A 13,388-nucleotide genomic window follows, 5' to 3' on the forward strand; every position below is an offset into this window, starting at 1 on the left:
AGTCTTTCGAGGTTCCGATGTCCCCACTACTGTCATCCCAGCACCCGCAGCGCGTGCTGCTGCACAACGAGATCCACGCCCGCCCCGCCGAGGAGATGCTGGCGCCGCTGGCCATCACCCACGTAGTGATGCTCACCGATGCGGCCCAGCGCGAGGCCAGCCGCGCCCATGTGGCCACCCTGCTGCGCAACCACCACCTGCCGCCGCCCGATGCGGCGACCACGCATGTGCTGATCGACCTGGGCGCCTTTCACCTGCGCTGGGAACTGCACACGGAGTTCGTCTGCTGGACCTTCAGCAAGCCCATGTCGCAGGCCGGCATGGACGATGTGCGTGAGCCTGAGGCCGCCATCGACTACGTGCCGCACGACTGGCTGGCTGCCTTGCCCGGCCAGTGCCTGAGCGGCCTGCACCTGTGGGCCTTGCAGGAGCGGGCGATCAATGAGCCGCATCTGGTGCGCCACCTGCTGCAGGAGGACACGCTGGTGGGTGCGCGCGTGGCCGGCGATGCGGGCAAGGTCTACACCGACTTCGCCATCCATGCCGATGGCTTCTCGCGCATGCTGCTGCTGGCCGGCGAGTCATTGTCGCCACGCCGCCTGGGGCGGCTGGTGCAGCGGCTGCTGGAGATCGAGACCTACCGCATGGCGGCCCTGCTGGGCCTGCCTGCCGCCCGACAGGCCGCCGCCGTGCTGGCCACGGCCGAGCGGGATCTGGCGGCCCTGGCCCATTCCATCCGTCTTGCCGACCGCGATGCCGAGCCGGCACTGCTGGACCGGCTGACACGCCTGGCCGGGCAGGTGGAGAGCGAATACGCCACCACGCATTCGCGCTTTTCCGCCAGCGCGGCCTATTTCGAACTGGTGGACAAGCGCATTCAGGACATCCAGGAATCGCGCATCGACGGCATACAGACCATCCGCGAGTTCATGGACCGGCGCCTGACGCCGGCGCGCAGCACCTGCGAATGGGCGGCGCGGCGGCAGAACGCACTGTCCGAGCGCGTCTCGCGCGTCAGCAGCCTGCTGCGGACACGGGTGGAGATCGAGCAGCAGCAAAGCAGCCAGCAGTTGCTGGGCGCCATGAACCAGCGCCAGGACATGCAGTTGAAGTTGCAGTCCACGGTGGAAGGCCTGTCCGTGGCCGCCATCACCTACTACTTCACGGGCCTGATCAGCTATCTGGCCAAGGGCGCCAAGACGCTGGGTTGGCCCTGGTCGCCGGAGAGCACGGCCGCCGTCGCCATTCCCGTGGTGGCGCTGGGCGTATGGTGGTCGCTGCGCAGGCTGCACCACAGGCTGTTCCGTGGCCAGCACGGGACCGGCACGCACTGAAGGAAGCCCGCTCCCCCGCAGCCCGCCCATGCGCCTGTGCGCCCCTGCACCGGCGTTTTCACGTTTTCACAGGTTTGGCGTGAAAGCATCGAAGCCTCGCGCACAATGTGCGCTGCCGTTCTGCAAGGAACGAGCAAGGTTTTGTTTGTTCAGGAGTGAGACATGGATCTGGGAATCGCGGGCAAGTGGGCCCTGGTATGTGGCGCCAGCAAGGGCCTGGGCTTTGGCTGTGCCAAGGCGCTGGCTCAAGAGGGCGTGAACCTGGTGATCAATGCGCGCAATCCCGAGGCCCTGCAGGAGGCTGCGGCCAGCCTCGCGGCCCTGGCGCCGCAGGTGAAGGTGCTCGCCGTGGCGGCCGACATCACCACCGAGGAAGGCCGCGCCGCCGTGCTGTCGGCAGCCGGTGGCCCGGGCGTGGATTTCGACATCGTCGTGACCAATGCCGGCGGCCCGCCGCCCGGTGATTTCCGCGACTGGGACCGCGCGGCCTGGCTCAAGGCGGTGGACGCCAACATGCTCACGCCCATCGAGCTGATCAAGGCCACGGTGGACGGCATGGCGGCGCGCGGATTCGGCCGCATCGTCAACATCACCTCCAGCGCCGTGAAGGCGCCCATCGACATCCTGGGCCTGTCCAATGGCGCGCGCAGCGGCCTCACAGGCTTTGTGGCTGGCCTGGCGCGCAGCGGCATCGCGGCCAAGGGCGTGACCATCAACAACCTGCTGCCCGGCAAGTTCGACACCGATCGCCTGCGCACCACCTTCACGGCCGCCGCCAACAAGAGCGGCAAGAGCCCGGACGATGTGCGCCTGGTGCAGCAATCCCAGGTGCCGGCCCGCCGCTTCGGCACGCCCGATGAATTCGGCGCCATCTGCGCCTTCCTGTGCAGCGCGCACGCAGGCTACATGACGGGTCAGAACATCCTGCCCGACGGCGGCCTGTACGCAGGAACCTTCTGATGCGCCGGTGCACTGCCTCCATGAACGGGTCCAGGGCCGGCAAGGCCCGGGAAATGGTCCCTTGCATGGCTGCGCAGTGCCGAGCGGTCCATGGGCAGGGGCAGCCTTGAAAGTCCCGTTCCTGCATCGTGGCGAGCGGCCTTGCCGCAGCCTGCCCATTCCAAACGCCATGCAGGGAGCCCGGAGATGACGGGCCAGTCCCATCAGACGGACTGGGCAGCGGCCGACCCCGTCCGCGCGCCCGGCCCGGCAGCGGCCGCAAGCCCTGCGGGCATGCGACATACCCTGGCGCTGATGCTGGTGCTGCTGACGGTGGCCCTGGCGGCCGCCATGGTCTGGCTGCTCAGCGGCATGCGGACCACGGCGCAGGAAGAGGCCTCGCTGCGCCTTGTGCGCTTTGTGCTGGGCACCGAGGCGGCCATCAGCCGCAGTCTGGAATCCCTGGATGCCCTGGCGCTGGGCGTGGACGAGCTGCTGGGTTCGCGCAACCCTGCATCGGCCTCGCAGCCGCAACTGCAGGAAATGCTGCACACCATGGTGCGGCAGAACACGCTGGCGCAGCGCGCCTCGGTGCACGATATCCAGGGCCGGGAACTGGCCGCTTCGGGCGATGGCCCGGCCATTGACCTGCCTGCCCAGGTCTGGGAGCGCCTGGCGGGCCAAAGCCGCTCTGAATTGCTGGCAAGTCCGCCCGCCATCGCACCGCAGGTGCCGGGTGGCGAGCGCATGCTGTATCTTGTGCGCCCCCTGAGTCGGGCAGAGCAGGGCGGCTATGTGCTGATGCAGGTGCCGGCTGCGGCGCTGGGCGCCGTGCTGGCCCAGGGCGGCGTGCTGGACGGCCTGGAGGTCACGCTGGAGCAGGGCAGCGGCGAGCTGCTGCTGTCCATGCCCCAGTATGGCGATGCCGCAGCTGTGCGGCTGCTGCCGACGACGTCGCAGCTGCCGTCCAGCGGCGTCATGCACATGGCCGCGCGCCTGAGCCGCGTGCCCGCGCTGGTGGCTGCCCATCCGCTGCCCAAGGAGCATCTGTGGATCACGGCCAGCCTGCCCATGTCCTCCGTGCTGGCAGGCTGGCGCGTGGCTGCCTGGCTGATGGTGCTGGCCGTGATGATCTTCGGCGTACTGCTGGCCGTGCTGGGTTGGACCGTACACCGCTACATGGACCGCCTGCATGCCGCGCGGCGCCAGGCCCAGCGGTCCGAGCAGTGGCTGGACCAGGCGCTGGACAGCATGGTCAGCGGCTTTTTGCTGCTGGATTCGCAGCAGCGCGTGCTGCGCTGGAACCGCTGCTACGAGGAAATGTTCCCCTGGCACGCGGACCAGCTGGAGCCTGGGCGGCCCCTGCAATCGCTGCTCGATTCCTGCCCCAGTGCCGTGGGCCTGGTGGCGGCGCCGGCGCAGGCCGACGAGGTCAAGGACCTGCACCGCCAGCTGGTGCTGCGGCCCGGCGTGCCCTTTGAGCAGCAACTGCCCAGCGGCCGCTTTGTCCAGATGACGGCACGGCTGGCCGCCGAGGACGGTGTGGTCATCACCTACAACGATGTCACCGATATCCGGCTGGCCACGGCCGAGATCGAGAGCCTGGCCTTCTACGATCCGCTGACCAGCCTGCCCAATCGCCGCCTGCTGCTGGACCGGCTGGCCCAGGCCACGGTGCTGGCCGCACGCGAAGGCTGGACCGGGGCGCTGCTGTTCCTGGACCTGGACCAGTTCAAGATGCTCAACGACACGCTGGGCCACGAAGTGGGCGACCAGCTGCTGCAGCAGGTGGCGCACCGGCTGCGCAGCGCCGTGCGATCTTCGGACACGGTGGCGCGCCTGGGCGGCGACGAGTTCGTGGTCATGCTCTGCGAACTGTCGCACGAGCCTGCCGAGGCGGCCACGCTGGCCCAGCGCATCGGCGAGAAGATCCTGGCGCGGCTCAACCAGTCCTATGTGCTGGGCGCCCACCTGCACCGCAGCGCCTGCAGCATTGGCGCCACGCTGTTCGGCCGCCAGCCGCAGTCGGCGGCCGAGTTGCTCAAGCAGGCCGATATCGCCATGTACCAGATCAAGGCGCGCAACGGCAGCGGCCTGTGCTTCTTCGATCCGCAGATGCAGGTGGAAATCCACCAGCGCGTGCGCATGGAGGGCGACCTGCGCCAGGCACTGGCGCAGTCCCAGTTCGAGCTGCACTACCAGCCCCAGTTCACGCTGGCCGGCGAGGTCATAGGCGCCGAAGCCCTGCTGCGCTGGCGCCATCCCGAACGCGGCCTGGTGCCTCCCGGCATGTTCATTGCAGTGGCCGAGGAAAGCGAGATCATCGTGCCGCTGGGCATGTGGGTGGTGCGCACGGCCTGCGAGCAACTGGCGATCTGGCAAAAGGATGCGCGGCTGCGCCATCTGCAGGTGGCCGTGAATGTCAGTGCCCGCCAGTTCCGGCACCAGGACTTTGCCTCCCAGGTCATCGAGCAGGTGCGCAATGCCGGCATTGCGCCCCATCTGCTCAAGCTGGAGCTGACCGAGTCGCTGGTGATCGAGAACGTGCAGGAGTCCATCGACAAGATGAAACAGCTGCGCAGCCATGGCGTGTGCTTTTCCATGGACGACTTCGGCACCGGGCACTCCTCGCTGACCTATCTCACCCAGCTGCCGCTGAACCAGCTCAAGATCGACCAGTCCTTCGTGCGCCACCTGGGCATGCGCCATACCGATGACGTGATCGTGCAGACCATCATCGGCATGGCGCGCAACCTGAACCTGGATGTGATCGCCGAAGGCGTGGAGACCCTGGAGCAGCGCGCCCTGCTCGCGCACTACGGCTGCGAGTACTTCCAGGGCTATCTGTTCAGCCCGCCCGTTCCCATACGCGCGTTCGAGCAACTGCTGGCCAAGGTGCCCGTGCGCACCGCGGCGCACGGCCTGTCCAAGGCTATCCCCGGCGCGAAGACACCATGATGCCGCCCACGATGAGTGCGAACGCCAGCCCGTGGTACAGGCGCGGCGCTTCGCCCAGCAGTGCGATCGACAGCAGGGCGGTGAACAGCGGGATCAGATTGCCGAAGAAGCCCGCCACGGCCGGGCTGCTGCGCTGTACGCCCAGTCCCCAGAAACGGTAGGCCAGGATGGCCGGTCCCAGGGCGATGAACAGCAGTGCCCCGGCCAGCGGCCAGCCCCACTGAATGTGGAACTGGCCCATGGCCATCTCGCCGCCGGTGAACAGGCCGGACCAGACCAGGCCGAAGACCATCTGGGCCAGCAAAAAGCCTGCCCAGTCCGAGCGCAGCCGCTGCGGTACCTGCGCCTTGGACAGCAACCAGGTGTAGAGGGCCCAGACCATGGTGGCCAGCACCATGAACAGATCGCCGGGCACGAGCTGCAGATGCAGCAGCAGCTCGGGATCTCCGCGCGACAGCACCACGGCCACGCCCAGCACCGACAGCAGTGCGCCCGCCAGCTGGCGCGGGCTGACGGGAATGCCCCAGACAATGCGGCCCAGGGCCAGCATCCACACCGGCATGCTGGAGCTGACCAGGGTGACGTTGAGCGGCGTCGAGGTCTTGAGCGCCAGATACAGCAACGCGTTGTAGCAGCCGATGCCCAGCAGGCCCAGCATGGCGAACTGGCGCCAGTGGCTCCAGGTGCCGCTGTGGCGGCCCAGTGCCCATCCTGCCAGCGGCACAAGCAGGACAAAGGCAATGGCCCAGCGCAGGAAGTTCAGCGCGAACGGCGAGATCAGGTCATGGACCATGCGGCCCACGATGGCGTTGCCGGCCCACAGCAGGGGAGGCAGCGTCAGGATGGCGGCGGTGGACAGCTTCAGCGGCGGGCTCGTGTGGCTCATAGGCCCGTCACTATAGGTGCTGCGAACGCACTTGGCCGGCCTTGTGCCAGTCCTGTGCGGACCCGGGGCAGCGTCTTGCGCGTGGCCTCCCGAAACATGGCACGATGCCGCTCTTGTCGCTTTTTGCAGGAGTGCTCCCATGGGTATTGCAGTGCAGATCCGCCGCAACGGCGGCCCCGAAGTCCTGGAACTGGTGCAGGTCGCCGTGGGCGAGCCCGGGCCGGGCGAGGTACGCATACGCCACCATGCGGTGGGCCTCAACTTCATCGATGTCTACCAGCGCTCCGGCCTGTACTCGCTGCCCATGCCCCTGAGCCTGGGCATGGAAGGCGCAGGCGTGGTCGAAGCCGTGGGGGCCGGCGTGCAGCACCTGGGCGTGGGCGATCGCGTGGCCTATGCCAGCAATCCGCCGGGCAGCTACAGCGAAGTGCGCGTCATGCCCGCCATGTGCGTGTGCCGCCTGCCCGATGCCATTGCGTTCGAGACGGCTGCCGCCATGATGCTCAAGGGCCTGACCGCGCAGTACCTGCTCAAGAAATGCATTCCGGTCGAGGGCCTGGCACCGGGCGATGCCGTGCTGTTCCATGCGGCGGCCGGTGGCGTGGGCCTGATCGCCTGCCAATGGGCCAGGGCCCTGGGCCTGCAGCTCATCGCCACCGCGGGCTCGGACGAGAAGTGCGCGCTGGCCCTGGCCAACGGTGCAGCCCATGCCATCAACTACCGCAGCGAGAACTTCGCCGAACGCGTGCAGGAGATCACCGGTGGCCAGGGTGTGAAGGTGGTCTACGACAGCGTGGGCAAGGACACATGGGAAGGCTCGCTGGCCTGCCTGCGGCGCTTCGGCCTGTTGGTGAGCTTCGGCAACGCCTCGGGCCCCGTGGCGCCTTTCGCTCCTGCCGTGCTGGCGGCCAAGTCGCTGTATGTGACGCGCCAGACCCTGTTCTCCCACATCACCAGCCGCGAGGCCACCCAGGCCATGGCCGACGATCTGTTCGCCGTGGTGGAAAGCGGTGCCGTGAAGATCCATATCGACCAGCGCTATCCGCTGGCCGAGGTGCGCCAGGCCCACCTGGACCTGGAGGCGCGCAAGACCACCGGCTCGACCATCCTGCTGCCATGAGTGTGCAAAAGCGCCTGACTGATCCGGCCGACCCGGCCGTGAAGGCCTGGCTGTGCCGCCTGCGCGCCGACACGCGCCAGCCCGCGCTGCAGCCGCGCCGGCCGTTGCTGGTGGCGGGGCAGGAGACAGGTTCGCTGGAAGACGGCCTGGCCGCGCTGCTGCCGGACGATGTGATGCGTGCCCACGGCGTGGCACTGCGCCTGCAGGCCGGCCAATGGCATCTGCAAGGCCAGGGCGATGCCACGGTCCTGCTCAACGCCCTGGCCCGGGTGCTGCGTGCCACGGGCCACAGCGGCCCCTGGCGCGATGAGCAACTGGCCGTGTGCAACGTCCAGGGCCAGCGCATTGCCACTGTGGAGCGCGGCGCCGTGCGCCCGCTGGGCATTGCCACCCAGGCCGTGCATCTGGTGGGCGAGACAGCCGATGGCCGCATCTGGGTGCAGCAGCGCGCCGACAACAAGCCCACCAACCCCGGCATGTGGGACACGCTGATGGGCGGCATGGTGGCCGCGTGCGATACCGTGGCCGAGGCCGTGGAGCGTGAAACCTGGGAAGAGGCCGGCCTGCGCGTGGCCGAGCTGCAGGGCCTGCGCCATGGCGGCCATGTGCTGTTCGAGCGCCCCAGCGACGAGGCCGAGGGCCGGGGCTTCATGCGCGAGCGCATCGACTGGTTCAGCGCCACCGTGCCGCCGGCGCTGGAGCCCGGCAACCTGGATGGCGAGGTCCAGGCCTTTGCGCTGATCGAGCGCGACCAGCTCGTCGATTGGCTGCTGCAGGGCTGCTTCACGCCCGAGGCCGCCCAGGTGCTGGCGGCCTGGCTGGGCTGGTGAGCCGCTTCAGCGCGCCGTCTTGTTCAGTGCCGATTCCTTGAGCCGGCTGGGCGCCAGGGCGCCGGCCGATTCGAGGATGGGGTAGGCCACCGAGCACAGCAGCGAGTTGATGCGCTTGAGGTCGCTGATCAGGTCGATGTGCAGCGAGCTGGTCTCTATGCTGGAGACGGTGTTGTCGGACAGGCGCGCCAGGTGGGTGGCCGAGTAGGCCAGCTCCAGGTCGCGGAAACGCGCCTTTTCCTCCAGCAGCTTCTGCGCCTCGCGCACATTGCCGTTGAGGAACACGCTCATGGCCAGGCGCAGGTTGTCCAGCAGGTGGTGCAGCAGCTCGCGGATCTCCTGCGTGCCGGCCTCGGAGAACTGGCGGCCCTTCTTGATCTTCTTGTCCTCGATGTCCAGCAGCACGCGCTCGATGATGTCGCCGATCTGCTCCATGTTGATGGTGAAGCTGATGATTTCCGTCCAGCGCTGGCCCTCGCGCTCGTCGAGTTCGGCGCGCGAGATCTTGGTCATGTAGTACTTGATGGCCGAGTACAGATCGTCCACCGTGCCTTCAAGCTCGCGCAGCTCCTGGGACAGCTTGAGGTCGTCGGTCTCCAGCACGCGCTGCATGCCGATCAGCATGGACTCGACCATGTCGGCCTGGTGCAGGGCCTCGCGCGCGGCGCAGGAAATGGCCAGCGACGGCGTGCTCAGCGCCGAGGGATCCAGGTGGCGCGGGCGCAGCAGGCTGGTGGCGCTGGCCTCCGGCTTGGGCAGCAGGGCCGTCACCCAGCGCGCCACGGTCTGCGTCAGGCCGATGAAGCACAGGCTGTTGAAGATGTTGAAGGCCAGGTGGAACAGCACGATGTTCTGGCCCTTGCCGTCGATCAGCGGCATCACATAGGTGGCCCACAGCCCCAGGAAGGGCGCGACGATGGCCACCCCCATGATCTTGAACAGCATGTTGCCGATCGTGACCTGGCGCACTTCGGTGCTGGACTTGGCCGTGGTCAGCACGGCCACCAGGCCGCTGCCGATATTGGCGCCCAGCGTCAGGCCCAGCGCCACTTCCATGGGAATCGCCCCCGAGCTGGCCATGGCCGCGATCAGCAGCACGATGGCCAGGCTGGAATAGGCCATGACGGCCAGCAGGGCGCCCAGCAGCAGCTCCATGAAGATATCGCTGGTGACCGAGCCCAGCAGGGTGCGCACGGCGGGGGCTTCCAGCAGCGGCTCGGTGGCCTCGACCACCAGGCGCAGGGCCAGCAGCATCACGCCCAGGCCGATCAGCACGCGGCCTATGCGCCCGGCCGTGGTGTCCTGGCGGGTGATGAACAGCACCACGCCCACGAAGATGAACAGCGGCGACAGCCAGGACAGGTCGGTGGAGAACAGCACGGCCATCAGCGCCGTGCCCACGTCTGCGCCGCGCATCACGGCCAGCGCGGCCGGCAGCGAGATCAGGCCCTGGCCCACGAAGGCCGAGGTCATCAGCGAGGTGGCGGTGCTCGACTGCACCAGCGCAGTCACGCCCAGGCCCGACAGCGCAGCCGAGAAACGGTTGCTCATGCTGTGGGCGAGCAGGTCGCGCAGGTTGGCGCCGAACACCCGCAGCACGCCGGTGCGGACCATGTGCGTGCCCCAGACCAGCAGGGCGATGGCGGCCAGTAGATTGAGTAAGTGCTTCATGTGCTGTGAGCGGAGAAGCGGACCAATATAACCCCGGTCCCCGCTTGCGCGCAGGAGAGTCGGCCGCATGAGCGCACAGTTTGGTGCGAAATAAGGAAAATTGTAGAAATAAAACGAATCAAAAAGAATTTCAGTTGACCAAAAACGCACTCAGGAAAACCCGAAGGGAAAACCCGTCGGCGCGCAGTTGGCGGCAGCCTCCATGAAAAAGCCCCTCGCAGGAGGGGCTGGCTGTCGTGGCTTGCGTCCCGGCGGGGATCAGGTGCTTTTGGCTCGCCGTGCGCGCAGCACCTCGTCCAGGATCAGCAGGGCTGCGCCCACGCTGATGGCGATGTCGGCGGCGTTGAAGGCCGGAAAGTGCGACCGGCCCCAGTAGAAGTCCAGGAAGTCCACCACGTAGCCGTGCTGCAGGCGGTCCACCACGTTGCCGATGGCGCCGCCCAGGATGCTGGCCAGCGAGAAGCAAAACAGCTTCTGCCCCGGATGCTTGCGCAACTGCCAGACGATGAGCAGCGTGGCTGCCACGCCTATGCCCACGAACAGCCAGCGCTGCCAGCCGCCCGCTCCGGCCAGGAACGAGAAGGCAGCGCCCGTGTTGTGGGCCCGCACGATGTTGAAGAAGCCCGTGATCGGCGTCCAGTCGCCCAGCTGGTAGGCACCAAGGATCCACTGCTTGGTGAGCTGGTCGATGGCGATGATGGCCAGCGACCAGGCCAGCCAGGGCCAGATGCGGATGTTGCGGGATTCGGGGACCGCAGCAAAGGTAGGGGTCATGGCAGCGCCTCAGGGGTTGATTACGCCTTGTGGCGCTCTTCGCCAGCACCGTGCAGGTTGCTGTCGCAGCGGCCGCACAGGCTGGGGTGCTCGGGGTTGATGCCCACGTCGGCGCGGTAGTGCCAGCAGCGGTCGCACTTGGCATGGCTGCTGGGCGTGACGGCGGCCTGCAGCGCCTCGCCCGCCAGGGCCTCGGCCGCCGAGGTGATGAAGACGAACTTCAGGTCGTCGCCCAGGCTTTGCAGCAGGGCCAGGTCTTCGGGCTGGGCCGAGACACTGACTTCGGCCTGCAGCGAGGAGCCGACACGGCCTTCGGTGCGCACGGCCTCGATGTCCTTGTTCACCACGTCGCGGATCTCGCGCAGGCGCGCCCACTTGGCCAGCAGGGCCTCGTCACCGGCCGGCAGGTCGGTGTAGGTCTCCAGGAAGATGGACTCGCTGTCGCCGAAGACCTTCCAGGCCTCTTCGGCCGTGAAGGACAGGAAGGGCGCCATCCAGCGCAGCATGGCATGCGTGATCTGGTGCAGGGCGGTCTGGGCGCTGCGGCGTGCCAGGCTCTTGGGCGCGCTGGTGTACAGGCGGTCCTTGAGCGCGTCCAGGTAGAAGCCGCCCAGGTCCTCCGAGCAGAACAACTGCAGCTTGGCCACCACGGGGTGGAATTCGTAGACCTTGTAGTGGGCCAGCAGCTCGGCCTGGAACTGGGCCGCGCGGGCCAGGGCCCAGCGGTCGATCTCCAGCAGCTCTTCGGTGGGAACCGAGTCCTGCGCAGCGTCGAAGTCGCTGACGTTGGCCAGCAGGAAGCGCAGCGTGTTGCGGATGCGGCGGTAGGCATCCACCACGCGGGCCAGGATCTTGTCGTCGATGCCCAGGTCGCCCGAGTAGTCGGTCGAGGCCACCCACAGGCGGATGATCTCGGCACCCATCTTGTTGCTCACGTCCTGCGGGGCGACGGTGTTGCCCAGCGACTTGGACATCTTCTTGCCCTGGCCGTCCACGGTGAAGCCGTGGGTCAGCAGGCCGCGGTAGGGCGCGCGACCGAAGATGGCCGAGGCCAGCAGCAGCGACGAATGGAACCAGCCGCGGTGCTGGTCATGGCCTTCCAGGTAGAGGTCGGCCTCGGGGCCCTGGTCGTGGTGCATGTCGGCGTGCGTGCCGCGCATCACGTGCCAGAAGGTGGAGCCGGAGTCGAACCAGACTTCGAGGATGTCGGTGCTCTTGGTGTAGCGCACGGCTTCCTCGGCGCCCAGGATGTCCTCGGCCGTCACGCGGCTCCACGCCTCGATGCCGCCCTGCTCGACCATGGCAGCCGCCTGGTCGATGATCTCCATGGTGCGCGGGTGCAGCTCGCCGCTGTCCTTGTGCAGGAAGAAGGGCAGGGGCACGCCCCAGCTGCGCTGGCGCGAGATGCACCAGTCGGGGCGGCCGGCGATCATGTCGCGCAGGCGGGTCTTGCCGTTTTCCGGGTAGAACTGGGTGTGCTCGATGGCTTCCAGCGCGATCTGGCGCAGCGTCTGCGCGGGCTTGTCGCCGGGCTTGGTGAACACGCCCTCGCCCTCGTCCATGCGGATGAACCACTGGGCTGCGGCGCGGTAGATCACGGGCGTCTTGTGGCGCCAGCAGTGCGGGTAGCTGTGGGTGATGGTCTTGGTGTCCATCAGGCGGCCGGCCAGCTTGAGCGCGTCGATGATGACGGGCGTGGCCTTCCAGATGTGCTGGCCGCCGAACAGCGGCAGCTCGGGTGCGTAGACGCCGTTGCCCTGCACGGGGCTCAGGATGTCTTCGCGCGCCATGCCGTTGTTCATGCAGCTGTTGAAGTCGTCCACGCCATAGGCGGGTGCCGAGTGCACGATGCCGGTGCCGTCATCGGCCGTGGCGTAGTCGGCCAGGAACACGGGCGAGACGCGGTCGAAGCCCTTGTCCATATCGGCCAGCGGGTGCTTGAACTGCAGGTGGTCCAGCTTCCTGCCCACGGCTGTGGCGATGACCTGGCCTTCGAGCTTCCAGCGTGCCAGGCATTTCTCGACCAGGGCCGAGGCCACGATCAGCAGGCCGCGCTCGGTATCCACCAGGCTGTATTCCAGCTCGGGGTTGACATTGAGGGCCTGGTTGGCGGGGATGGTCCAGGCCGTCGTCGTCCAGATGACGATGAAGGCGGGCTTGGCCAGCGAGGGCAGGCCGAAGGCGGTCGCCAGCCTGTCCGGCTCGGCCGTGGGGAACATCACGTCCAGCGTCTGGCTTTGCTTGTCGGCATACTCGATCTCGAACTCGGCCAGCGAGGAGCCGCAGTCAAAGCACCAGTACACGGGCTTGAGGCCGCGGTAGACGAAGCCACGCTCCATGACGCGCTTCAGGGCGCGCAGCTCGGCGGCCTCGTTGGCGTAGTTCATGGTCTTGTAGGGATGGTCCCAGTCGCCGAGCACGCCCAGGCGCTTGAAATCCACCATCTGCTGGGCGATCTGCTCGGTAGCGAAGGCGCGGCTCTTGGCCTGCATCTCGTCGCGCGGCAGGTTGCGGCCATGCAGCTTTTCGATGGCGTTCTCGATGGGCAGGCCGTGGCAGTCCCAGCCCGGCACGTACAAAGCGTCGAAGCCTTCGAGCTGGCGGCTCTTGACGATCATGTCCTTGAGTGCCTTGTTCACCGCATGGCCGATGTGGATCTTGCCGTTGGCGTAGGGCGGGCCGTCATGCAGGATGAACTTGGGCGCACCGTGGCGCGCGTCGCGCAGCTTCTTGTAGAGCCCCTTGTCCTCCCATTCCTGGACCCAGCCCGGCTCGCGCTTGGGCAGGTCGCCGCGCATGGGGAAGGGCGTGTCGGGCATGTTCAGCGTGGCGCGGTAGCCCGCATTGGCGTTGGGAGAGACTTTCGAATCAGACAT

9 protein-coding genes are annotated in these 13,388 nt (G+C 67.6%); 5 read left to right on the plus strand and 4 right to left on the minus strand.

The genetic code is table 11. The features are described 5' to 3' along the window. Positions 1–17 precede the first annotated feature (17 nt). The 3 genes from ACFPFG_RS25050 (at position 18) to ACFPFG_RS25060 (ending at position 5,231) form a co-directional block, all read left to right on the plus strand. Positions 18–1,334: a DUF3422 family protein gene (locus ACFPFG_RS25050; RefSeq protein WP_312372716.1), complete on the plus strand. Its 1,317-nt coding sequence runs from the start codon at positions 18–20 to the stop codon at positions 1,332–1,334. A 162-nt stretch (positions 1,335–1,496) separates the two neighbouring features. Next, positions 1,497–2,294, plus strand: a complete 798-nt coding sequence (locus ACFPFG_RS25055; RefSeq protein WP_197955289.1) for an SDR family oxidoreductase — start codon at positions 1,497–1,499, stop codon at positions 2,292–2,294. 186 nt (positions 2,295–2,480) lie between these two features. Then, positions 2,481–5,231, plus strand: a complete 2,751-nt coding sequence (locus tag ACFPFG_RS25060; protein WP_380108718.1) for a bifunctional diguanylate cyclase/phosphodiesterase — start codon at positions 2,481–2,483, stop codon at positions 5,229–5,231. Here the strand turns inward: ACFPFG_RS25060 and ACFPFG_RS25065 are convergent. Continuing rightward, positions 5,206–6,117: a DMT family transporter gene (locus tag ACFPFG_RS25065; protein ID WP_312372720.1), complete on the minus strand. Its 912-nt coding sequence runs from the start codon at positions 6,115–6,117 to the stop codon at positions 5,206–5,208. The two genes, ACFPFG_RS25060 and ACFPFG_RS25065, sit on opposite strands and share 26 nt — an antisense overlap. A gap of 139 nt (positions 6,118–6,256) precedes the next feature. Here ACFPFG_RS25065 and ACFPFG_RS25070 point away from each other — a divergent pair, with 139 nt between their 5' ends. After that, positions 6,257–7,237, plus strand: a complete 981-nt coding sequence (locus tag ACFPFG_RS25070; RefSeq protein WP_183019962.1) for a quinone oxidoreductase family protein — start codon at positions 6,257–6,259, stop codon at positions 7,235–7,237. Beyond that, on the plus strand, positions 7,234–8,067 hold the full coding sequence (locus tag ACFPFG_RS25075) for an NUDIX hydrolase (RefSeq protein WP_312372724.1): 834 nt from the start codon (positions 7,234–7,236) through the stop codon (positions 8,065–8,067). The genes ACFPFG_RS25070 and ACFPFG_RS25075 overlap by 4 nt, the downstream gene beginning before the upstream one ends. Before the next feature lie 6 nt (positions 8,068–8,073). On the opposite strand, the gene ACFPFG_RS25080 is transcribed toward ACFPFG_RS25075, so the two are convergent. The 3 genes from ACFPFG_RS25080 to ileS all read right to left on the minus strand — a co-directional run bounded on the left by ACFPFG_RS25080 (position 8,074) and on the right by ileS (position 13,388). Continuing rightward, complete coding sequence (locus ACFPFG_RS25080; protein WP_183019960.1) at positions 8,074–9,738, minus strand: Na/Pi cotransporter family protein; 1,665 nt, start codon at positions 9,736–9,738, stop codon at positions 8,074–8,076. A 258-nt stretch (positions 9,739–9,996) separates the two neighbouring features. Next, positions 9,997–10,512, minus strand: coding sequence for a signal peptidase II (gene lspA / locus ACFPFG_RS25085; RefSeq protein WP_183019959.1), 516 nt, complete (start codon positions 10,510–10,512; stop codon positions 9,997–9,999). A 20-nt stretch (positions 10,513–10,532) separates the two neighbouring features. Then, complete coding sequence (ileS, locus tag ACFPFG_RS25090; protein ID WP_380108721.1) at positions 10,533–13,388, minus strand: isoleucine--tRNA ligase; 2,856 nt, start codon at positions 13,386–13,388, stop codon at positions 10,533–10,535.

Origin of the sequence: Delftia deserti (assembly GCF_042653485.1) — a bacterium.
In the GTDB taxonomy this organism is placed as follows: domain Bacteria; phylum Pseudomonadota; class Gammaproteobacteria; order Burkholderiales; family Burkholderiaceae_C; genus Comamonas; species Comamonas acidovorans.